The organism is Solwaraspora sp. WMMA2080 (genome assembly GCF_027497395.1).
In the GTDB taxonomy this organism is placed as follows: domain Bacteria; phylum Actinomycetota; class Actinomycetes; order Mycobacteriales; family Micromonosporaceae; genus Micromonospora_E.
In genome coordinates, this window is the sequence record NZ_CP114910.1 from 206,130 (window position 1) to 228,699 (window position 22,570).

Annotated in this window: 16 protein-coding genes and 1 pseudogene; 12 read left to right on the forward strand and 5 right to left on the reverse strand. The window is 73.6% G+C overall.

Going from position 1 to position 22,570, the window contains the following annotated elements; translation table 11 throughout:
* Positions 1-114: 114 nt before the first annotated feature.
* The 6 genes from O7543_RS00965 to O7543_RS00990 all read left to right on the forward strand — a co-directional run bounded on the left by O7543_RS00965 (position 115) and on the right by O7543_RS00990 (position 8,932).
* On the forward strand, positions 115-960 hold the full coding sequence (locus O7543_RS00965) for a hypothetical protein (RefSeq protein WP_281550624.1): 846 nt from the start codon (positions 115-117) through the stop codon (positions 958-960).
* A 442-nt stretch (positions 961-1,402) separates the two neighbouring features.
* Positions 1,403-2,023 carry a C39 family peptidase gene (locus tag O7543_RS00970; RefSeq protein WP_281550623.1) on the forward strand — a complete coding sequence of 207 codons (621 nt, stop codon included), beginning with the start codon at positions 1,403-1,405 and terminating at the stop codon, positions 2,021-2,023.
* A gap of 519 nt (positions 2,024-2,542) precedes the next feature.
* Positions 2,543-3,013, forward strand: a complete 471-nt coding sequence (locus tag O7543_RS00975) for an SAV_6107 family HEPN domain-containing protein (RefSeq protein WP_281550622.1) — start codon at positions 2,543-2,545, stop codon at positions 3,011-3,013.
* A 124-nt stretch (positions 3,014-3,137) separates the two neighbouring features.
* A complete protein-coding gene (locus tag O7543_RS00980; protein ID WP_348650066.1) occupies positions 3,138-3,935 on the forward strand; it encodes a hypothetical protein in 798 nt (265 codons plus the stop codon).
* A 37-nt stretch (positions 3,936-3,972) separates the two neighbouring features.
* Positions 3,973-5,559, forward strand: coding sequence for a DNA polymerase Y family protein (locus tag O7543_RS00985; protein WP_281555633.1), 1,587 nt, complete (start codon positions 3,973-3,975; stop codon positions 5,557-5,559).
* Entirely contained in the window at positions 5,552-8,932 is a 3,381-nt protein-coding gene (locus O7543_RS00990; RefSeq protein WP_281550621.1) for an error-prone DNA polymerase, read from the forward strand. Before O7543_RS00985 ends, O7543_RS00990 begins: the two co-directional genes overlap by 8 nt.
* 21 nt (positions 8,933-8,953) lie before the next feature.
* Here O7543_RS00990 and O7543_RS00995 read toward each other — a convergent pair whose 3' ends face one another.
* Both O7543_RS00995 and O7543_RS01000 read right to left on the reverse strand, forming a co-directional pair.
* Positions 8,954-9,931, reverse strand: coding sequence for a hypothetical protein (locus O7543_RS00995; protein ID WP_281550620.1), 978 nt, complete (start codon positions 9,929-9,931; stop codon positions 8,954-8,956).
* Positions 9,928-10,260, reverse strand: a complete 333-nt coding sequence (locus O7543_RS01000) for a PadR family transcriptional regulator (RefSeq protein WP_281550619.1) — start codon at positions 10,258-10,260, stop codon at positions 9,928-9,930. Before O7543_RS01000 ends, O7543_RS00995 begins: the two co-directional genes overlap by 4 nt.
* Positions 10,261-10,394: 134 nt before the next feature.
* On the opposite strand from O7543_RS01000, the gene O7543_RS01005 reads away from it, so the two are divergent.
* The 3 genes from O7543_RS01005 to O7543_RS01015 all read left to right on the forward strand — a co-directional run bounded on the left by O7543_RS01005 (position 10,395) and on the right by O7543_RS01015 (position 12,997).
* Entirely contained in the window at positions 10,395-11,141 is a 747-nt protein-coding gene (locus O7543_RS01005; protein ID WP_281550618.1) for a methyltransferase domain-containing protein, read from the forward strand.
* The gene (locus tag O7543_RS01010; RefSeq protein WP_281550617.1) at positions 11,138-12,328 is read left to right on the forward strand and encodes a nucleotide pyrophosphatase/phosphodiesterase family protein; all 1,191 of its coding nucleotides are present in this window, start codon (positions 11,138-11,140) and stop codon (positions 12,326-12,328) included. The genes O7543_RS01005 and O7543_RS01010 overlap by 4 nt, the downstream gene beginning before the upstream one ends.
* A gap of 282 nt (positions 12,329-12,610) precedes the next feature.
* Positions 12,611-12,997 (forward strand): DUF3040 domain-containing protein, encoded by a 387-nt coding sequence (locus O7543_RS01015; protein ID WP_281550616.1) that lies wholly within the window; start codon positions 12,611-12,613, stop codon positions 12,995-12,997.
* 219 nt (positions 12,998-13,216) lie between these two features.
* On the opposite strand, the gene O7543_RS01020 is transcribed toward O7543_RS01015, so the two are convergent.
* The 3 genes from O7543_RS01020 to O7543_RS01030 are packed head-to-tail and all read right to left on the reverse strand — an operon-like array spanning position 13,217 to position 18,093.
* The gene (locus O7543_RS01020; protein WP_281550615.1) at positions 13,217-15,724 is read right to left on the reverse strand and encodes a DUF3488 and transglutaminase-like domain-containing protein; all 2,508 of its coding nucleotides are present in this window, start codon (positions 15,722-15,724) and stop codon (positions 13,217-13,219) included.
* Positions 15,721-17,019, reverse strand: coding sequence for a DUF58 domain-containing protein (locus O7543_RS01025; RefSeq protein ID WP_281550614.1), 1,299 nt, complete (start codon positions 17,017-17,019; stop codon positions 15,721-15,723). Before O7543_RS01025 ends, O7543_RS01020 begins: the two co-directional genes overlap by 4 nt.
* 3 nt (positions 17,020-17,022) lie before the next feature.
* Entirely contained in the window at positions 17,023-18,093 is a 1,071-nt protein-coding gene (locus O7543_RS01030) for a MoxR family ATPase (protein ID WP_281550613.1), read from the reverse strand.
* A 446-nt stretch (positions 18,094-18,539) separates the two neighbouring features.
* Between O7543_RS01030 and O7543_RS01035 the strand changes: the two genes are divergently transcribed.
* From O7543_RS01035 to O7543_RS30120, 3 genes and pseudogenes are all read left to right on the forward strand, one after another.
* Positions 18,540-19,202, forward strand: coding sequence for a universal stress protein (locus O7543_RS01035; RefSeq protein ID WP_281550612.1), 663 nt, complete (start codon positions 18,540-18,542; stop codon positions 19,200-19,202).
* Between the two features lie 81 nt (positions 19,203-19,283).
* A complete protein-coding gene (gene mbhE / locus O7543_RS01040; protein ID WP_281555632.1) occupies positions 19,284-22,148 on the forward strand; it encodes a hydrogen gas-evolving membrane-bound hydrogenase subunit E in 2,865 nt (954 codons plus the stop codon).
* Positions 22,145-22,408 (forward strand): annotated as a pseudogene (locus O7543_RS30120) (NADH-quinone oxidoreductase subunit K); the annotation flags it as partial. The gene mbhE and the pseudogene O7543_RS30120, both read left to right, overlap by 4 nt.
* Positions 22,409-22,570: the final 162 nt, after the last annotated feature.

Below are 22,570 nucleotides of genomic sequence, written 5' to 3' on the forward strand. Positions count from 1 at the left end.
GGCAACCGGCAGGTCGGTGCCGGTCAGGTGTTCGGGAGACGGGGGGTAAGCGTGCAGCGAACGGGGCGGTCGCGGCCGTACGGAGGTATCGGGTCGGGCCGGTGGGTCCGGGCGGTGGCCGGGCTCGTCGCGGCCGCCGTCACGGTGACGGCCGTCGCCGGCTGCGGCGACGACGAACGGATGGCCGCCTTCGAGGAGGCGATCATGCCGATCGTCGTCGAGATCGCCAAGGAATCGGTGGCGGCGCTGCCGGCGCCGTACCGGATCGTCGCCGAAGTCGGCATCTACGCCACCGAGGAGGCGGCCCGCGAGCAGGCGGCCGACCAGGACGCCACCTACCTGTTGATCAACCAGACGATCGACGGTACGCAGCGGGTGAGTGTCTTCCGGATCGACACCACCCGCAAGCTGCGGATCGACATGGACGGGCGGTTCGTCACCGAGATCGAACAGAACCGGATCACCATCACCGCCGACCCGACCGTCGACTCCACGCTCGTGATCACCGACGCGCTGGACAGCGAACCGGTGTACGCCGGTGACCGGCTCGTCTTCGACGGTGACGACCTGCACTACGACCTGGACACCGGGCGGTTCGGCGACCCGGAGCAGGATCCGGAGTTCGCCGCGGCGGTGGATCTGGTGGAGCCCCGGTCCGCCGGCACCTGGAGCTCGCTTACCGGCGGCCAGGCCGCCCTGCGTAACGGCGCACAGGCCGCAGACTGGGACGAAGGTACGCCCACCCTCGGCGGCTGCTCGTCACTGCCCGACTCGGCCTGGAACGACGAGGAGGTCGTCCAGGGCATGTTCAGCGGCAACCGGTGGCGGCGGCTGTTCCCGGTCTACTGCATCCGGACCAGCGACGGGCGGTACGGCACGCTCACCCAGCGCACGTCGGTCGACGGCGAGCAGGGCCCGCTGCAACTGGAGTACGTGCTGTGGAAGAGGCCGGGCGACTGACCAGGGTCGGCGGCGTCCCGTTTGCGCGGTTAGGCCTGTCTGCGCGGTTCGGTGCGGCGCGGCGGGCAGGTGGCGAGGCATCCGGGCTCTGGCGGAACATCGGCCGGCCGGGCGGCGTTGGATCCTGGCGTTGGACCGAGTAGGCGAGTGGCCGGGCTGATCTGCCGGGCCTGATCCGCCTGGTCCGCCTGGTCTGTCGCCCGGTGCGGGTGCGGCCGGGTCTGCGGCCCCGCCGGGTGCGGAATGCCGGGCATCCTCGGGTGGTTGTATCCGGTGCGCCGGTGAGACCGCCCCCCGCCTGGCCGGCGGGTGTGCGCGGGTCGGAGCGCGTCGTTTGAGTTCGACTTTCCTGTGCGTGTTCTGTTCTGTCCCGTTCGTGACCGGTCATCGACCCGGTGTGGTCTGGTGTCTGGTTCATTCCCCTCGGAACGGAGATTCTGTTATGAACACGATCTTCCGTAAGTCTGCTCTGTCGGTTGCTGGTCTGCTGACCGCTGGTGGTGTGGTGGCCGCTCCTGCGGTGGCGGCGCAGGCCGCTGGTCCGGGTGCCGCCGACGGCGGTGCGCGTGAGGTGGCGGTGCAGTACGAGGCGCAGCCGAACTTCTACTACTGCGGGCCGGTGGCGACGCGGATCGCGTTGACGGCGCAGGGTCATGCTCCGTCGCAGGATGAGGTGGCGGAGAAGTTGGGGACGACCGAGGCCGGTACCGATTCGGCTGAGGAGACGACCCGGGTACTCAACGAGGTGACCGGTGGTGACGAGTACGAGACGGTGTCGATCGGTGCGGCCGCGGCGAAGCCGGAGCATGTGGCGAAGCTGAAGGCGGATGTGCGTGAGGCCGTGGACGACGACCGGGCCGTGGTGGCGAACATCATGGGCACGGCGTCGGACGTCGACGGGGTGGCGCATTCGTACGAGGGTGGGCACTACCTGACGGTGACGGGTTACCGCGATGGTGGTGACACGGTGAAGATCGCTGACCCGTACTTCGAGGGCCAGGAGTACTGGATGGGCCTCGATGTGCTGGCTGACTGGACCGCCAAGCGCGGCTACTCCGCCTGAGCCACGTCCCTGAGCCACGTCCCTGAGCTCTGCCCAGGTCGAACCCGATGAGGTTGCTTGACCGGTCCGCTGGCCGGGTCCCGTACGCCGGGACCCGGCCAGCGGCGTTCGGCGTGCCTGACGTTGCATTTTCGTCGGTGGCAGGGTGTACTCTGAAGCAGAGGTTAGAACGGGTGTTCGATAACAGGTAGCTCTGCTGGTTGGGTCCGCCGGTCAGCAACGGCACCACCGGAGTCGACACCCGTACTGGCCGCCGGGAGGAGCGATTCGCGGCGCGAGTCCCGGCAGTGCGGCGCCGCGAGCCGCACGCCCCGGCACTGGACTTTCGCGGGTCCAGCGCCACCAGGCAGGACCGCTGCCCGCCGCCCCCGACCCCCGGGCGGCGGGCAGCGGACCCCGCCAGCATCGTCGGTGCGGATGCGGTGTGGGGAAGCATCCGCATCCGCACCGACGACGCCCCGCCGACGTCTTCCTCCGTGGGCGGGCACCCGAACAGGTGAAACGCGCGGAGGAGGATCCATGCCGACCACTTCGGCACCGGCCCAGGCACCCACGGTGCCGGCGCACCTGCTGCCCAACCGCACCCCGGCCCAGTTGCTCGTCCTCGCCCGGCACGGGCTGACCGAAGCGGGCAACACCCGCCCCGACGGGCTGCGGTACGCGGCGGCCCACCTGGCAGCCCTGCGCGCCGCCGCCGCGATGCTCGCCGCCCGCGCCCGGCCCGCACCGACCCGCCGCAACCGGGTCACCAGTGTCTGGGCCCTGCTGATGATGGTCGCTCCCGAGATGGCCGAGTGGGCCACCTTCTTCGCCGCCGGTGCCAGCAAACGGGCCGCCGCCGAAGCCGGCATCCCCCGGGTGGTCACCGCCCGGGAAGCCGATGACCTGCTGCGCTCCGCCGGGCAGTTCGTCTCCCTGGTCGAGGACACCCTCGGGCTGGCCCACCAACCGGCGCTCGACCCGGCTCTCGACGGCCTGGCCGCTGCCTGACCGACCAACCCACGCAGGCGTGACTTTGTTGTTGCCGCCGGCACTCGTGGTGCCGGCGGCGATCACGCGCGCACACCACCACCAAACACCATGTAAGCGGAACACCCGGGGGGAGAGAAGCAGGATGGCGGGGCGAATGGTGGCCGGCACGGCGGCGTTGTCCGCCGTCGCTGCCGGCCTGGTCCGCCCGGCCAGTGCGTTCGCTGGCGGCGCCGGATCAGCGGCGACGGCCGGTACGCCGGACCCGACCGGCCTGCCCGGGGCGGGCGGCATCGACCGGGTGCTTCCCGTCCCGACCATGCTCACCGGCCTGCTCCCCGGGCGAGGGCTGCGCCGCGGCTCCACCGTCAACGTGCTGCCCCACCGGTCGGCCCGGCTCGGCGCGACCTCGCTGCTGCTGGCCCTGCTCGCCGAGGCGTCCCGGGCCGGGCTGTGGTGCGCCGTCGTCGGAGTGCCGGCGCTGGGTGTCACCGCCGCAGCCGAGCTGGGCATCGCCCTGGACCGGCTGGCCCTGGTGCCCAACCCCGGACCGGACTGGCCGGCGGTGGTCGCCGCGCTGATCGACGGGGTGGACGTGGTGGTGGTCGCCGCCCCCGCCGCCGTGACAGCGCAGGTGACCGGCAGGCTCGCCGCCCGGGCCCGGCAGCGGGGCTGCGTGCTGGTGCCCTGCGGCCGGTGGGACGCCCCCGACGTAACCCTGCAGGTGGTGAACGGCCGCTGGGAAGGGCTCGGGCCGGGCCGGGGCCGGCTACGCCGTCGGGAAATGGTCGTCTCCGCCCGGGGCCGGGGAGCGCTGACCCGGCCCCGGGAGATCCGGATCTGGCTGCCCGGTGGCCCACCCACCCCGGCAGCCGCCGCGCCGGCCGGCGGCCTCACCCGCCGGACCCGCCGTGCCGAGCTGACCCTGGTGCAGCGGCGATGAGCCGCACTGAGCTGACCCTGGTGCGGCGCGGATGAACATGGCCACCCCGGCCGGCCGGCCCACCCGGGCGCTGGTCGTCTGGTGCCCCGACTGGCCGGTGACGGCCGCCGAGATCATCGACGGCGTGCCGGCCACCGGGCCGGTCGCCGTACTGCACGCCAACCGGGTGGTCGCCTGCACCGCGGCTGCCCGCGCCGACGGCGTACATCCCGGGTTGCGCCGACGGGATGCGCAGAGTCGCTGCCCCGGGCTCACCGTGCTCGACCACGACCCGGCCCGCGACGCCCGGGCGTTCGAGCCGGTCGTCGCCGCGATCGAACAGGTCGTCGCCGGAGTCGAGGTGCACCGCCCCGGGGCGTGCGCCGTCGCCGCCCGAGGCCCGGCCCGCTACTTCGGCGGCGAGGAGGCCGCCGCCGAGCAGATCGTCGAACACGTCGCGCAGGTCTGCGAAGTCGAAAGCCAGGTGGGTGTCGCCGACGGGTTCTTCGCCGCCGGGCTGGCCGCCCGTACCGGCCGGATCGTCCCGCCCGGCGACAGCCGCACGTTCCTGGCCGGGCTGCCGCTGCGGGTGCTCGGCCGACCCGACCTGGCCGGCCTGCTGCGCCGGCTCGGTCTGCGTACCCTCGGGGATTTCGCCGCGCTGCCGGCCCGCGACGTGCTCGCCCGGTTCGGCCCCGACGCGGCGCTGGCCCACCGGCTCGCCGCCGGGCGCGACGAACAGCCGTTCACCCCCCGACAACCGCCCCCCGAACTGTCCGTCACCGCCGACTACGACGAACCGCTCGACCGGGTCGACGCGGCCGCGTTCGCCGCCCGCGCCCTGGCCGAGCAGCTGCACGACCAGCTCAGCGGGAACGGACTGGCCTGCACCCGGGTCGGCATCGAAGCGGTCACCGCACACGGCCAGGAACTGCACCGCGTCTGGCGGCACGACGGCATGCTCACCGCCGCGGCGATCACCGACCGGCTGCGCTGGCAGCTCGACGGCTGGCTCACCGGAGCCGCCGCCCGCCGGCCGGGTGCCGGCACCGCCGCGTCACCGCCGGCGCCCACCGCCGGGATCGTCCGGCTGCGGCTCGTCCCGGACGGGGTGCTCGCCCGGGTCGCCCTGCAGCCCGGCCTGTGGGGGGAGATCGGCGCGGAGGACGCCCGGGCGCGCCGGGCGTTGACCCGGGTGCAGGGGCTGCTCGGGCCGGACGCGGTGGTCACCGCCGTGCTCGGTGGCGGTCGGTCCCCGGTCGACCAGGTCCGACTGGTGCCGTGGGGCGACGAACGGGCGCCGACCCGGCCCGAAGCGCCGCCGTGGCCCGGCCGGCTGCCACCACCGGCACCGGCGGTCGTGCTGCCCGCCCCGCTGCCGGCCGAGGTGTACGACGCGGCAGGCGAACCGGTCACCGTCAGCGCCCGGCTGGTGGTCAGCGCCGCGCCGGCCCGGGTCGCCGTCGGTACGGGCCCCCCGGTCGACGTCACCGGCTGGGCCGGCCCGTGGCCGCTCGACGAACGCTGGTGGGTGCCGGCCGAGGCGCGCCGCCGGGCCCGGTTCCAGGTCGCGCTCGCCGACGGCAGCGCCCTGCTGATCGCCCGCACCGACGGGCGCTGGGTGGTGGAGGCCGTCTATGACTGACGACCCGATGGTGGTCGACCCGCTCGCGGTCGACGGCGACGGCGGTGACGCGCCGGGCTGGACCCGCAAACGGGCACCGTACACACCGCCGCCGGGGCTGACCGCGCCGTCGGCCGCACTGTCGGCCGCACCGTCGGCCGCGCCGCTGGTCACCGCCGGTGGGGGGCCGGCCGCCGCCGGGGGCGGGCCGGTCACGCCGTACGCCGAACTGCACTGCCACAGCAACTTCAGTTTCCTCGACGGGGCCAGCCACCCGGAGGAGCTGGTCGAGGAGGCGGTCCGGTTGGGGTTGACCGCGCTGGCCGTCACCGACCACGACGGCTGTTACGGGGTGGTGCGGTTCGCCGAGGCGGCCGCCGCGTACGGACTGCCGACCGTGTTCGGTGCAGAGCTGTCCCTCAGCACCATGGACACCGCAGACCGGCGGGCGGCACCGCGCACCGGGGAGCCGGATCCGGCCGGGCGACATCTCCTGGCGTTGGCCCGTGGCCCGGCCGGCTACGCCCGGCTGGCCCGGGTCATCTCCCGGGCGCAGCTGCGCGGCGGAGAGAAGGGCCGACCCGACTACGGCAGCCTGGAGCAGGTCGCCGCCGAGTTGCGCGACCACGTACTGGTGCTGACCGGCTGCCGCAAGGGGCCGGTGCCGGCGGCGCTGCGTACCGGCGGGGCGGCCGCCGCCGATGTGGAGCTGGACCGGCTGGTGGCGCTGTTCGGCGCGGACGGCGTCGCGGTCGAGCTGACCGACCACGGGCATCCGGACGACGGCGACCGCAACGACGCCCTCGCCGAGCTGGCCGGCGCCCGCGGGCTGCCGACGGTGGCCAGCGGCAACGTGCACTACGCCACGCCGGCCCGGCACCGGATGGCCGGCGTGCTGGCCGCGATCCGGGCCCGCCGCGGCCTGGACGACATCGACGGCTGGCTGCCCGCCGCCGGCGCCGCCCACCTGCGCTCCGGCGCCGAGATGGCGGCCCGGTTCGCCGACTACCCGGGTGCGGTGGCCCGGGCCGCCGGCTACGGCGCCGAACTGGCGTTCGACCTGCAGCTGGTCGCCCCCCGGCTGCCGGACCACCCGGTGCCGGCCGGGCACACCGAGATGAGCTGGCTGCGGGAGCTGACCTGGCGGGGCGCGCTGGAACGGTACGGCCCCCGCGAGGCCCACCCGGAGGCGTACCGGCAGCTCGACCACGAACTCGACATGATCGAGCGGCTGGACTTCCCCGGCTACTTCCTGGTCGTGCACGACATCGTGGCGTTCTGCCGCGAAGCCGACATCTACTGCCAGGGGCGGGGGTCGGCGGCCAACTCGGCGGTCTGCTACGCGCTGCGGATCACCAACGTCGACGCGGTCCGCCACCAGCTGCTGTTCGAACGGTTCCTCGCCCCGGAACGCGACGGCCCGCCGGACATCGACGTCGACATCGAGTCCGGCCGCCGCGAGGAGGTCATCCAGTACGTGTACCGCCGCTACGGCCGGGAACACACCGCCCAGGTGGCCAACGTGATCTCGTACCGGCCCCGGTCGGCGGTGCGCGACGTGGCCCGCGCGTTCGGGTTCTCGCCCGGCCAGCAGGACGCCTGGAGCAAACAGATCGACCACTACGGCGCGGTCGCGGCGGCCGGGGAGGACATTCCGGCGCAGGTGGTGGCGTACGCCGACGAACTGCAGACCTTCCCCCGGCATCTGGGCGTCCACTCCGGCGGCATGGTGATCTGCGACCGGCCGGTGATCGAGGTGTGCCCGGTGGAGTGGGCCCGGATGCCGGGGCGCACCGTGCTGCAGTGGGACAAGGACGACTGCGCCAGCGTCGGCCTGGTCAAGTTCGACCTGCTCGGGCTCGGCATGCTCACCGCGCTGCACGACGCGCACGACCTGATCGGCTCCGAACTGGACCTGAGCGCCATGTCGCTGGACGACCCCGAGGTGTACGCGATGCTGTGCCGGGCCGACTCGGTCGGGGTGTTCCAGGTGGAGAGCCGCGCCCAGATGGCCACCCTGCCCCGGCTGAAACCGACCTGCTTCTACGACCTGGTCGTCGAGGTGGCGTTGATCCGGCCCGGCCCGATCCAGGGCGGCTCGGTGCACCCGTACATCCGCCGGCGCAACGGCCAGGACCCGGTGACCTACCCGCATCCGCTGATGCGCAACGCGTTGGAGAAGACCCTCGGGGTGCCGCTGTTCCAGGAGCAGCTGATGCAGTTGGCGATCGACCTGGCCGGCTTCGACGCCGCCGGCGCCGACCAGCTGCGCCGGGCGATGGGGTCGAAACGGTCGGCGTCTCGGATGGCCGCGATCCGCGACCGGCTGTACGCCGGAATGGCCGGCCGGGGCATCACCGGTGAACTGGCCGACGACCTGTACGTGAAGCTGAGCGCGTTCGCCAGCTTCGGGTTCCCGGAGAGCCACGCGATGAGCTTCGCCTACCTGGTGTACGCCAGTGCCTGGCTCAAGCGTTACCACCCGGCACCGTTCCTGGCCGCGCTGCTCAACGCCCAGCCGATGGGGTTCTACTCGCCGCAGACCCTGGTGGACGACGCCCGCCGGCACGGGGTACGGGTGCACCGGCCGGACGTCAACGCCAGCGGCGCGGCGGCCACCCTGGTCGTCGACGCCCGTACCCGGTGGGGTGGCGCGCCGGGGGAGCCGCCGCACCAGTGGGGGGTCGGCGGCCCGCAGGTGCGCCTCGGCCTGTCGGCGGTCCGGAGCATCGGCGACGACCTGGCCGAGCGGATCGAGGCCGAGCGGGCCGCGCACGGGCCGTACCGGGACATGCCGGACCTGGCCCGCCGGGTCGGGCTGACCGCTGCCCAGCTGGAGGCGCTGGCCACCGCCGACGCGTTCGCCTGTTTCGGGCTGACCCGTCGGCAGGCGCTGTGGGGGGCCGGGGCAGCCGCGCAGGAACGCGCCGACCGGCTGCCGGGTGTCGCCGTCGGGGTCGCGGCGCCGGCCCTGCCCGGTCTGGAGGAGGTCGACGCGTTGATGGCCGACGTGTGGGCCACCGGGCTGTCGCCGGAGAATCATCCGGTGCGGTTCGTCCGGGACCGGCTGGCCGCCGCCGGGGCGGTGCCGATCGCCGCCCTGGGTCGGGTCGACGCCGGCACCCGGGTCCGGGTCGGCGGTATCGTCACCCACCGGCAGCGCCCGGCGACCGCCGGTGGGGTGACGTTCGTGAACCTGGAGGACGAGACCGGGATGCTCAACGTGACCTGCTCACCCGGGCTGTGGCAGCGCTACCGGACGGTGGCCCGGTCCAGCGCGGCGCTGCTGGTGCGGGGTCGGCTGGAGAAGGCCGAAGGGGTGATCAACCTGGTCGCCGACCGGCTGGAAGCGGTGACCACCCCGGTCAGTCCGACGTCCCGGGACTTCCGCTGAATACACAGCCGATGCCGCAGATCAGCTCGGCGACGGGTCGGGTGCCGGGGTGGTGTCGGGGCTCGGGTTCAGGGCCGGCAGTTGGAACGGGTTCCGCTCGGGACAGAGCGGGTAGGTGTACTCCACATTCGGGTCGCGCAAGGTGACTCGGCCGCCCATACGCGAGAGGCTCTGCCCGACCCGCAGCTGTTCCAGGTCTGACAACTCACACCAGTTCGGGGAGCCGAGAACGATCGGCTCGCCGTTCTCGTCGAACAGCCGGGCACCTTCCACCAACTGTCCCTGACTGTCGTAGACATACACGTCCAGCGGAGCCGGCAACGGGGGAGCGAGGTAGGCCGCGCCGCCGTTCGACTCCATCACGACGAGCGGACCTTCTGACGTTGATCCGAGGCCGAACAGGAAGTACGAGGCGAACCCAACGAGCGCCAGGGCGGTGGCGCCAGTCACCACCAGCCGTGGCCGTCGGGTCAGTCGTAGTCCTCGGCGGCCGAGCCAGACCGAGCCGGTCACGGCCACGGTGAGAAGTAGCAGCCCGGCCGGGACGCTGCCATCGGGGGTGGGCAGCGGCGAGGAGATCCCTCCGAAGACCAGGTGGGTGAGGAGCATCGCGGCGAGGTAGCCGCGCAGTACCCACCAGCCGGGGCGCAGCGACCGCAGGAACTCGCTGGCGGTGCCGTGAGCGAGGACCGGGCCGACCCGGCGGTCGATCCGGCCCAGCCGGTGGCGGGTGGCCTGCCAGGCGGCAGCCGCCCGGTGGCCGATCCCCGGCGGCGACGCCGGGGCGTCCAGTGCGGCGCTGGCGCGCAGTTCGGCGGCGTACTCCGTCGGGTCGCCGAGCCGGTCGACCAGCGTGCCGTCGCCTTCGGCGAGCACCTCGGCGAGGTGCTCGGGCAGGTCTTCCAGCAGTTCGTCGCGGACCGGGCCGGGCAGGTCGGCCAGCGCGGACCGGACCTGCTCGACGTAGTGCGTGATCTCAGCCTGCGTCGCGGCGTTCACGCCGCCACCCCCCGATCGTCAAGTAGGTTGTCCATCGTCGTGGCAAAGCCGCGCCAGGTCTTGCCGGAGCGGGTCAACTGGTCACGCCCGGCGCCGTTGAGTGAGTAGTACTTGCGGTGCGGGCCCTCCTCGGACGGGACCACGTAGGTGGTGAGCAGACCGGCCTGGAACAGCCGGCGCAGCGTGCCGTACACCGAGGCGTCGCCGACCTCGGTCAGCCCGGCGGTGCGTAGTCGCCGCAGGATGTCGTAGCCGTAGCCGTCCTCGTGCTGCAGCACAGCGAGGACGGCCAGATCGAGCACCCCTTTGAGAAGCTGGGTGGTATCCACGCTTCGCAGACTACTTCGTAGTGCGATATACCGTCAATCGCGGAGTACCGCCGCCCGGCGACGAGCGCCGCCCCGGGCCGCACCGGGCCGCACCGGACCGAGTGGGACCGGGCCGGGCCGATAGGCTCGCGCGGGTGGAACCGACACACATCCCGGCCGGCCAGGCGGCCGGCCCGCGAACCGCCGTGGTCTGGTCCGTCCTGCGTCACGAACTGGACCGGCAGCCCGGCCGCAGGCTCACCGTGGTCGACGTCGGCGGCGGCACCGGTGGCTTCGCGGTGCCGTTGGCCGAAGCAGGACACCAGGTGACCGTGGTCGACGCCAGCCCCGACGCGCTGGCCGCGCTCACCCGACGGGCCGCCGACGCCGGGGTCGCCGACCGGATCACCGCCACCCAGGGCGACGGCGACGCGCTCGGCGAGCTGATCGCGCCGGCCAGCGCCGACCTGGTGCTCTGCCACGCGGTACTGGAGGTGGTCGACGAGCCGGCCCGGGTGGTGGAGTCGCTGGCCACGGTGCTGCGGCCGGGCGGGGCGGCCAGCGTACTGGTGGCCGGCCGCGCCGCAGCGGTGCTGGCCCGCGCGGTCAACGGACATCTCGACCTCGCCGCCGCACTGCTCGCCGACCCGCAGGGCACCGCCGGCGCGCGGGACACGCTGCGCCGCCGTTACGACGCCGACCGCGCCGTCGATCTGCTCGCCGCCGCCGGGCTGCGGGTCGAGCAGATCCACGGGGTACGCGTACTGTCCGACCTGCTGCCGGCGGCCGTCGCCGAGGGTGACCCGCAGGCCCTGCTCGCCCTGGAGCTCGCCGTCGCCGCCCAGCCGCCGTACCGGGACCTCGCCACCCAGCTGCACCTGTTCGCCCGGCGTCCGCTGTGACAGCGGCGGACCCGCCGGCTGCGGAGCTGCTGCGCCCGGTGCGCCCGGAGTACGGCGCGGCCAGCCTCGCCGACGTGCTGCCCAGCGTGCTGGCGGTGCTCGGGGTGCCCGGCGCGGACGACGTACTCGGCCTCGCCGGGCCGCTCGCCGGGGTGCGGCGCGTCGTGGTGCTGCTGGTCGACGGGCTCGGCTGGCACCAGCTGCCGGCCGCCGGCGAACACGCTCCGACGCTGGCCGCGCTCTCCGCCGGCCGGTACGCGCGGCGGCTCACCACCGGCTTCCCGTCCACCACACCGACCAGCCTGGTCAGCTTCGGCACCGGTGCCGCGCCGGGGGCGCACGGGGTGCTCGGCTTCCGCAGCCTGGTGCCCGGCACCGACCGGGTACTCAACCACGTCGACTGGCGCGACGACCCGGACCCGCGGCGGTGGCAGCCGGTGCCGACCCAGCTGGAACGGGCGGCGGCCGCCGGGGTGACGGTCACCGTGGTCAGCCGGCCCGAGTTCGCCGGCAGCGGGCTGACGGTCGCCGCCAACCGGGGCGGCGCGTACCGGGGCGCGGCCGACGCCGACGCCCTCGCCGCCGGGCTGCTCGACGCGGTCACCGCCGGCGACGCTCCGGTGCTGGTCTCCGGCTACCATCCCGACCTGGACCGGCACGGCCACCTGTCCGGGGTCGGTTCCCCGCCCTGGCGGGCCGCCGCCGCCGACCTGGACCGGCTGCTGGACCGGGTGCTGGGCGGGCTGCCCCGGGACGCGGCGCTGCTGGTGACCGCCGACCACGGTCAGCTGAACGTGCCGGCCGACCCGCGACACCGGTTCGACCTGGACACCGACCCCCGGCTGCGGGCCGGCGTGCGGGTGGTCGCCGGGGAGCCCCGCGCCCGCTACCTGCACCCGGTGCCGGGCGCGGTGGGCGACGTCATCGCCGGGTGGCGGGCCGTCCTCGGCCCGGCGGCCCGGGTGGCCGAGCGGGACGAGCTGATCGCCGAAGGCTGGTTCGGCCCGGTGCCGTCGGGGCATCTGGGCCGGATCGGCGACGTCGTGGTGATCTGTCAGGACCGGTTCGTCGTGGTGGCCACCCGGACCGATCCGGTCGGCTCCGCGTTGGTCGGCTTCCACGGTGGAGTGACCGAGGTCGAGATGGCCGTTCCGCTGCTGATCACCACCGGCGCTGGTCGCGAGTGATTTGCCCGGTTGAGTGTGCTATGAGAGTGAAACTCGCGGTGCGGTGGGCGAGAAAGATCGAGTTCCTGGTGTGACGAGGGCCGGGCAGCGGTGCACTGTCCGGTTGGGCGGCTACTCTGTTACCAGGTGATGACGTCCGCCGGACGGAAAATCAACCTAGGCGGTCCGTCGTCCGGCTTTCCGACCCGCGACCCCCCTCGTAGACTTGCGGGTAAGCAGCCGGTTGGCTGCCACGGTCTGTCGGTCCGACCGGGCTGACCAACGTGACCGGGGAGGAGTGCCGTGCCGCTCTCGGAGCACGAGCAGCGGCTGTTCGAGCAGATCGAGCGGTCGCTTGCCGAGGACCCCAAATTCGCCTCGGCCGTGCGCGCCAGCGACCCGCGTTTCCACGCGCGGCGTCGCCTGCTCGTCGCTGCCGGTGTGATCATCATTGGCCTTGCCCTGGTCGTTTACGGCACAGTGAGCAAAGTGCCGCTGCTCGGTGTGGCCGGCTTCGTGGTCATGCTCGGGGCAGCGGCGTTCGCCATGCAGTCCCAGCGCAAGTCGAACTCGCCCGACCTGCGGGTGGTCGGCGGGACCACACGTCGGAGGACCCGCAGCGGGCGACGGTCATCGCTGATCGACCGGCTGGACGAGCGCTGGCGCCAGCGGCCGGAGGGCCACCGCTGACCTAGCGGGCGGGACCAGCCGCCCGGTTCGGCGTGAGCCGGGTGGTCTTGTCGTGCCCGCCTACCGGCCCGCCACGCGGGGCAGCGGCGGTCGGCCACGGATCTCGTCGACTGACCGCGCTGCTTGACTGACCGCGCTGCGATCAAGCGTCTCGGCACGTGGGCGATTATGCCCGGTGCGCCGACCCGAGGTGGCGGTTTCGCGAAACCCCGGGACGGGTCAGCGACCCGCCCGGTTGGCCAACAGCCGGCGCGGACTCAACCGCGCCGCCGCGTCGCGCCACCGGCCGACGACCGAGAAGACCCGGCTGTACGCCTCGACAACCGCGTCCCGCCAGCGCAGCAGTACCGACAGCGGCAGGAGCCGGGCCGCCAGCCGGGTACGCCGACCCACCCCGGCCGCCAACGCCGCCCGTACCCGCCCCAACGCCTCGACCAGCGGCTCGCCCGGCACCGGTTGACGGGCGTACCGGGCCCGCTCCTCCGCCTGGCTGAGTAGCTGGACCGCGTCGGTCGCCGCACCGTGGACCGACTCCAGAGCAGCCAGCCGCGCCGCGGTTGCCCGTGGCGTCTCCGACCGGTCGACCGGCATCCGCAGGTCGACCAGGGTGTCGACCAGTTCGCTCCAGACGGCGTGCGCGTGCTGCCGGGCGGCCCCGGCGTCGGCGCCGGTGACGGTCATCAGCGGAGCACCACCGGCGGCGGCCCCGCTCGCGGCGGGGGAGTCGGCGTCCCGAGCGTCCGTCGGGTCGGTGCCCGCCGGGGTCACCGGAGCCAGGACACGGGCCAGCCGCCGACGGCGTACCGTCGCGCGTCGGGCCGCAGGCAGGGCCGCCAACACGAGCACCGCGACCACACCAGCGAGGGCCCACCACGGCCAACGGGGACCGGCGGTGGAATCGGCAGCGGATCCGGCACCCAGTGCACCCGGGTCGAGCTGGCCGGGCCCGGTCTCCGGCAGCGCCGTCGTCGAAGGCGCGGCGGACGGGGCCGCGCTCGGTCCGGCGCTCGGTCCGGCGTCCGGCGGGGCGTCCACGTCCGGCGCCCACTCGGAGCGCACCGAGCCGGGGATGCTCGCCGCCGGGGTCGGGTCGAACGGCACCCAGCCGAGCCCGTCGAAGTAGACCTCGGTCCACGCGTGCAGGTTCAGGTTGGTCAGCGTGTACGTGTTCTCCAGTCGTCGGGAGCCGTTGGTGAAACCGAACGCCACCCGGGCGGGTACGTCCGCGGCGCGGACCAGCCACGCCATCGCGGCGGCGTACTGCTGGCAGAAACCGACCTTGTTGTCGAGGAAGTTGACGATGTCCTGGCCGGCCGTGCCGCCCTCGGTGGCCAGGCTGTAGGTGAAACCGTTGTCTCGGGAGAAGTGCTCGTAGATGGCCAGCACCCGGTCGTAGTCGCTGCGCGCGCCGGCAGTCAGCTCCCCGACCAGCTCGGTCACCTGCGGCACCTGCGGCACTGCGGTGAACGCCTGCCGCAGGTCGTTGTCGGCCGGCAACGGTTGGGACCGGCGCAGTGCCCCCGGGGTGTAGCTGGTGCGGACGTACTCGAATCCGTAGGTCATGTTGCGGGCCCGCGACTGGCCGGAGAAGACGATCTGCGCGGTGCGGTCGTACGCCCAGTTGCCGTCCACGTCGCGCATCTGCACCGGCACCGCGTAGGTCGGCAGCAGCGCCATGTTGAAGTTCCCGGTGACCTCGACGGTCGCCTCGTACGCCTGGTGGCTGACCCCGGTGTTGCGGATGTCCGGGTCGGTCCGCGGGTCGGGCAGCGACCGGGCCGAGTCCGGCCGCCCGCGTGGCGGGCGACTGGCGAAACCGTCCTCGCGCAGCTCATCGGCGATACCGATCCGCAGGTACGCCGGGGCCGGGTCGTTGGTCGTCACCCGGACCATCTCGGTGACCTCGCTCTGGTTGAGCTGGCCGCTCAACGCCGCGAACAGGTTCACCTGGCCGGGGCCGTTGCCCAGCCCGTTGCCGCCGGTCCCGCCGCCGCTGAGGTTGGTCAGCAGCCCGGACGTCATGCCGGGGATGGTCAGCGGGATCAGCACCGCGATGACCACCCCGAGCACGGCGAGCCGCCGACCGGCGGCGGCCAGCGGCGACGGCTCCCACACGTCGACGTCCCGGCCGTCGCCGGTGAACCGGCGGCCGAACCGGCGGACCCGGTCGACGTTGTCGGCCATCAGCAGCCACAGGTAGCCGACCGCGCCGACCACGAACGGTGCCGCCGGAACGCTGTCGACGTAGATCGCCACCGGCACCGAGTAGATCGCCAGCATCGGCAGGCCGGCCAGCGCCGGCCGGCGCAGGGTCACCGTGAGCACGTCGACGACGACCGCGACCGAACCGATCCCCAGCGCGGTGATGAACAGCAGCGCGTCGCCGTCGGGCACCGGCACGCCGTACGCGTGCACGTCCTGCGCCGACTGGGCCAGCAGCGCACCGAAGTGGCCGATTGTCGCCGGCGACGGCAGCACCGCGAGGAACTCGTCGCCGCTGGGGAACAGCCAGGTCAGGGCGAGGAGCAGCGCGCCGATCATGGCCACCGGGTGCAGCCATCCGGGAGCCCGCAACGAGCGGACCAGCATCCCGGCGCCACCGATCATGGTCACGGTGATCGCGCACTGCACCAGCCAGGTCCAGTCCTGGAAGATGGTGGCCATCGGCGCGGCCGCCATCAGGGTGGCTGCCGCCGCGACCAGACCGAGGTGTCTGCGGGTGGTCAATTCACTCCTCCGGCTATCGTCTCGGCCAGCGCGGCCCGCCAGGCGAAGCCCTGGGAACCCCGGGCGAGCTGCGGCCACAGCGACGGCAACTGGTCGCCATGGTTCACTCCGATCACCCGCCAGCCGCTCTGCAGCAGCGACAGCGCGGCGGCACCGTGCGCCCGGTCGGCCTCGGCCCGTTCGTCCGGGCTCAGATTCATCCAGGTCGAGCTGTCGATCAGCAGGCCGACGCAGGTCGACCGGTTGCCCCGCAGCCCGGCCAGCAGCTTAGCCTCGGTCGGGGTGAGCGCTCCGAACAACGCGATCACCAGTGAACTGTCCGAGCGGCGGCGTACCTGCTCGACCAGGGTGGCGATGTCGCTGCGTTGGCCGGCGGTGACGTCGGCCAGCCGGTCGAGCAGCAGTCCGTCCCCGTCGGCCTCGGTGGCGTCGGCGTCGATGCCGGTGTCGGTGACCAGCCGCAGCCGGTAGCCGTTCGACCGGAAGTGCACGGCGATGCTCGCTGCCGCCGCCACCGCCCACTCGAAGCTCGCCGTCGGGCCCTCGCCACGGTGCGCGTACGCGCGGGTGTCGAGCACCACGGTCGCCCGGGTCTCCCACGGCTGTTCTTCCCGGCGCACCATCAGCTCACCGGTGCGGGCGGTCGACTTCCAGTGCACCCGGCGCAGGTCGTCACCGCGGCGGTACTCGCGGGTGGCGGAGTCGTCGTCGCCGTGCACCGCCACCGACCGGGCCCGGCTGTCACCGGAACCGGCGTACTCGCTGGCGAGTTGGACCGACGGCAGCGCGGTGACCTGTGGGATGACCGTGAGCCGGTCGACGCTGGGGAAGGCCCGGGTCAGCTCGCACAGGCCGAACGGGTCGGTGAGCCGGACCACCAGCGGGCCGACCTCGTAGCGGCCGCGGACCTCGGCCCGCACCGTGTACGCCACCGAACTGGCCTGCTGAGCACCGAGCCGTTCCAGCACCACCCGGGGCCGGCTGCCCAGGGCGTACGGCAGCCGGTCCTCCAGCAGCAGGGTGCCGGTGGGCAGCCGGGACAGGTTCTGCAGCCGCAGCACCACCCGGGCGTTGGAGCCGACCGGGATCCGGTGCGGTTCCAGCGAGCGGGTACAGGCCAGCTTGTACCGGCTACGGCCCACGTACAGGGCGGCCAGCAGCGGCAGGACGGCCAGCAGGATGGCGACCCGCAGCAGGTCCTTCTCGCCGAGGATCAGTGCCGAGACGACCGCCGCCGCGCCGGCGGCCAGGAACGACCGGCCGCGGGTGGTCAGGCCGCGCAGCGCCGCCCGCATCGGTCACCGGCCTCGCGGCTCGAAGGGGACGGCCATCGGGGCGTCGGCCGGGCCGAACTGGCTGCCGTCGTACGCCGGGGCGGCCGGCCGTTGCCGCTCGTGGGGCAACGGCATCCGGTGCACCAGCTCGGCGATGATCGCGTCGGTGGTCCGTCGGGCCAGCTGTGCCTCGGCGGTCGGGATCAGCCGGTGGGCCAGCACCGGAACGGCGAGCGCCTGCAGGTCGTCCGGGAGCACGTAGTCGCGGCCCTCCAGCGCGGCGACCGCGCGGGCGGTACGCAGCAGCTGCAGGGTCGACCGGGGCGACGCACCGAGTCGCAGCTCCGGGGACTCCCGGGTGGCGGTGACCAGGTCCACCGCGTACTGCTTGACCGGGTCGGCGACGTGCACCTCCCGGACGGTGGCGATCAGCCGCCGTACCCCCGCCGCGTCGGACACCGGCTGCAGCTGGTGCACCGGGTCTGCCGCGCCGTGCCCGTCGAGCATCGCCAGCTCGGCGCTCGGGTCGGGGTAGCCCATCGCGATCCGGGCGGTGAACCGGTCCCGCTGCGCCTCCGGCAGCGGGTAGGTGCCCTCCATCTCGATCGGGTTCTGGGTGGCGATCACCATGAACGGCGTCCGCAGCTCGTAGGTGGTGCCGTCGACGGTGACCTGCCGCTCCTCCATGCATTCGAGCAGCGCGGCCTGGGTCTTCGGGGACGCCCGGTTGATCTCGTCGCCGACCACCAGGTTGGCGAAGACCGCGCCCGGCTTGAACTCGAAGTCGTGGTTGTCCTGGTTGTAGACGCTGACTCCGGTCACATCACTGGGCAGCAGGTCCGGGGTGAACTGGATTCGGCGTACGGAGCAGTCGATCGACCTGGCCAGCGTCTTGGCGAGTTTGGTCTTACCAACTCCGGGAACGTCCTCGATCAGCAGGTGTCCCTCTGCGAGCAGGACGGCGAGTGCCAGCCGAACCGTGGCGGTTTTGCCCTCGATGACCTGCTCGATGTTGGCCACGATAGCGTCGGACACGGCGCGGAACTCGTCATGGGGCATCGGAGCACCCAGATCGTCCCAGCTGTCTTGGGTCACGATCCTCCTCCTCGTCGTACGGCGTCACGCGGGTCGGCCGGCCCGGCCGCCCGCCGTCGGTCACGTGGGGGACCGTCGTCTCCCGCCGCAGGGACCCCACATGCCTCTCAGGCTATCCATCTTTCGCGCGTCCGCCATCCACGGGATGGCGTGGTCTGCTCACCTGCCCATGCTCACCATGGGCGACCCGGTCGTAGACGGACGGTCCGGGTGCCGCGTGGGAGCGGGCGGGGCGGCGCCCGCTCCCACCGGGAGTACGGGCCGGTGACCGGTCCGGTTCAAGCGCCCGCCCGGACCGCGCCCCGCCCCGACCGACACCACCCGCCGGGGTGAACCCGCCGGGCGGCCGGGTAGGACCGGCGTTTCCCGGGTAGTCGGCGACACCAGCGGTGACCAGGTCAGATGGTCGGGCGGGTCGACCGGTACGTGCAACCGGAGGGAGCTGGATGTCCACAGCCGGCTACATCGTGACCGTCGTCGCCGTCTGGGTGCTCTCCGGGATCGTAGCGGTGGCGGTGTTCATCGCCCGGCACGGCCAACGCGCCTGGTACTGGTATCCGTTGGGCGCCGTGCTCGGACTGCTCTTCGTCCCGATCGCGGTGGAGCGCGGATCGCGACCGACGGGGCGGTTGGAAACCCGCCCGGCACCGCCCGACACCGGGCCGAGCGCACCCGGCACGGGGCCCCGGGTGTTGGTCGGCCTGGACGGCTCCGCCGACTCCGAGCACGCCCTGCGTACGGCGCACCGGGTGCTCGCCGGTCGCGTCGGCGAGCTGATCCTGACCACCGTGGTCGACGTCGCCGCCGTCGAGCGGGGCGAACGCACCGCCGAAGAAGTCGACCAGCTGGACCGGGCACGGGAACTGCTCACCGACCGGGCGGCCCGACTGCGCCACGCCGTCGGGCAGCCGCTGCCGAGCAGCATCGAGATCGTCACCGGCCGGCCCGCCCGGGCCCTGCTGGACGTCGCTCAGGCGCGCGACGTGGACATGATCGTGGTCGGGCGGCGGGGCCGTGGACTGTCCAACCGGCTGCTCGGCAGCGTCGCCGACCAGGTGGTCCGGGATGCCACCCGGCCGGTGCTGCTGGCCGCCAGCGAGGACGGTTGAGGTGCGCCCGACGACCGCCGGCCGGTGCCGGGCCGGTCCGTACCCCTGGGTCACCGCCGCACCGAGGGGTGCCCGTTGACGATGGTCGCGGTGCTGGCCCTGCTGACCGGGCTCGCCGCCGCCGTACCACTGCTCACCCGATCGCTCGGCCGCGACACCGGCTACCCGCTCGCGGTCGGCTACCTGTTGGGTTGCGGGCTGCTCGCCTCCCGGCTGCCGGTGGTGCTGGACAACGGCGCGGTCGCGGTCTCGGCGCGCTGGCTGCCGTCGCTGGACATCGCGTTCGCGCTGCGGCTCGACGGCCTGGCGATGGTCTTCGGGCTGCTGGTGCTCGGGGTCGGCGCGCTGATCATGATGTACTGCCCGCGCTACCTCGCCCCGCACCGCCCGTGCGCCGCGCTCTACACGCTGCTGACCCTGTTCACCGTGGCGATGCTCGGCCTGGTCTTCGCCGCCGACACGGTACTGCTGTTCCTGTTCTGGGAGCTGACCACGATCTGCTCGTTCTTCCTGATCGGCCAGGCCAGTCCGGCGGCGGCCCGCCCCGCCACCCGGGCGTTGCTGGTCACCGCCGGTGGCGGCCTGGCGCTGCTGGCGGCGGTCGTGGTGATGACGGTCCAGCTGGGCACCAGCGACCTGACCACCATCCTGGCCTACCCCGACCGGCTGCTCGGCTCGCCGGTCGCCTGGGTGGTCGGCGGGCTGCTGATCGTCGCGGCGTTCACCAAGTCCGCGCAGTTCCCGTTCCACTTCTGGCTGCCCAGCGCGATGGTGGCGATCACCCCGGTCAGCGCCTACCTGCACGCCGCGACGATGGTCAAGGCCGGGATCTACTTGCTGATCCGGTTCTCGCCGATCTACGCCGACCAGGCCGCCTGGACCATCGTGCTGGTCCTCGGCGGGCTCGGCACCGCGTTGGCGGGTGCGTTCCTCGCGCTGCGCCAGCACGACCTGAAGGCCATGCTGGCGTACTCGACGGTCAGCCAGCTCGGGCTGCTGGTCGGGGTGATCGGGGTCGGCACCCCGGCGGCGCTGGCCGCTGCGGTGCTGCACACCGTCGCTCACGCGCTGTTCAAGGCCACCCTGTTCATGCTCGTCGGCATCATCGACCGGGAGGCCGGCAGCCGGGACATCCGACAGCTCTCCGGCCTGCGCCACGTGATGCCGGTGACCGCCACCCTGACCGGCCTGGCCGCGATGTCGATGGCCGGCCTGCCACCACTGCTCGGGTTCGTCAGCAAGGAGGCGATCTTCGACGCGTTGATCAAGACCGGGGTCGATCCGTGGCTCAGCCCGTCGGCCGAGGTGCTGGCCGTTTCGGCGTCCGCCCTCACCTTCGCGTACGGCGCCCGGATCGTCTACGAGACCTTCGCCGGACCGCCGCGACAGCCGGAGCTGTACGAGCCGGCGTTGGCGTTTCTGACCCCGGCGGCGATCGCCGCGCTGCTGAGCCTGCTGCTCGGCCCGGCGGCCGCGCTGCTCGGCCCGTTGATCGACCAGGCGACCGAGGACGCGTCCCCCGGCGGCGATCCGCCGTACGTGGCGTTCTGGCACGGCTTCACCCCGGCGCTGGCGCTGTCGGCGCTCACCGTGCTGTCGGGGATGGCCCTGTTCGCCGCCCGTGGACGGGTCGACCGGCTGGTGCAGTCGGTGCGGCTGCCGCCGGCCGGGGCGGTCACCTTCGACCGCTGCTACGGCGCGCTGCTGAGACTGGGCGGGATCGTCGGCCGGCCGACCCGCTACGACTCGCCGGCCGCCCACCTGTTCCGGCCGGTGCTGCTGCTGGTGCTGATCGGGGCGGCCGGCAGCGCCGCGCTGGGGTCGATGCCGTCCTGGCCGGCCGCTGGCGCGGCGGCCGGCGACTGGCCGCTGCTGGTGCTGCTCGCGGTGGCCCTGGCCGGGATCGTGCTGGCCAGGTCGGCGCTCGCGGCGGTCGGGCTGCTGAGCCTGGTCGGCCTGATGGTCGCCACCTGGTTTCTGCTCGCCGGCGCGCCGGACGTGGCGTTGACCCTGATGCTCGTCGAGGTACTGACCGCAGTCGTCGCGATGCTCGTCCTGCGCCGGCTGCCGGCTCGGCTGCCGGGCGCCGACCGTCAGCCGGTCAGCTTCTTCGCCGCCGCCCTCGCGGTCGCCGCCGGTGCCGTCGCGGTGGCCGCGACGGTCGGGCTGACCGGTCGTCGTGACCTGTCCGCCCCGGCGGGTTACTTCCTGCGGACTGCGGAACCGGCGACCGGCGGCGGCAACGTGGTCAACGTGATCCTGGTCGAGTTCCGGGCGTTCGACACCCTCGGTGAGGCGACCGTCCTCGTCGCCGTGGCACTCGGGCTGGTCGGGCTGTTCCGGACCACCGGACGCGACGTCGCCGGTGGGCCCGACGTCGCCGGCGGACGCGACGTCGCCGGTGGGCCCGACGTCGCCGGCGGGCCCGGCGTCGCCGGTGGGCCTGGCGGCACCGCCGGGCGCGGCCGCACCGGATCCGGCCCGGCCGAGCCGGATCCGGTGCTCCGGTTCGCGTACCGACTGCTCACCCCGGTGATGCTGGTGGTCTCGGCGTGGCTGTTCCTGCGCGGCCACGACGAGCCCGGCGGCGGCTTCGTCGCCGCGCTGGTGGCCGGGATCGCGGCCGGGCTCGGTCAGCTGGCGTACGCCGGACGCCCACCGACGGCGGCCGGCCGGCTGCGGCCCGGGCCGCTGCTCGCCGCTGGGCTGCTGACCTGTCTCGGGATCGGTCTGTCCGCGCTGCTGGCCGGTGAGCCGTTCCTGACGCCGTCGCCCGGGCTGAAACTGTCGGTGCTCGGCTTCGCGGTGTCGCCGGTGACCTTCTTCGACCTCGGCGTCTATCTGATGGTGCTGGGCCTGATCACGGCGTCGGTACGGCGGCTCGGCACGGCGGAACCGTCCGACGGGGCGGTTCCGTCCGACGGGGCGGGGGTGCGGGCACCATGACCGTCGCGTTGGTGATCGGCCTGCTCACTGCGGCCGGCGTCTACCTCATCCTGCACCGCGGCCTGATCCGGGTCGTCATCGGCTTCGTCCTGCTCGGCCACGCCGTCAACATCCTGCTGCTCGCCTCGGGCGGTCTGTGGCGCCGGCAGCCGCCGTTCGGCGACGTCGACCCGGCGGCGACGGCCGATCCGCTGCCTCAGGCCTTCGCGCTCACCGCCATCGTGATCACATTCGGCATCACGATCTTCCTGCTCGCGCTCGCGGTGGTCGACCGGCCACGACCAGGCCGACCCGACCTGGAGCTGGGCGAGGCCGGCCCGCAGGACAAGGTCGATCCGGACAGCGCGGCGGGCCAGGACATCGCAGCGGGCCCGGAGCCGGAAGCTGGCCCGGAGCCGGTGCTGACCGAGCCCCGGTCGATG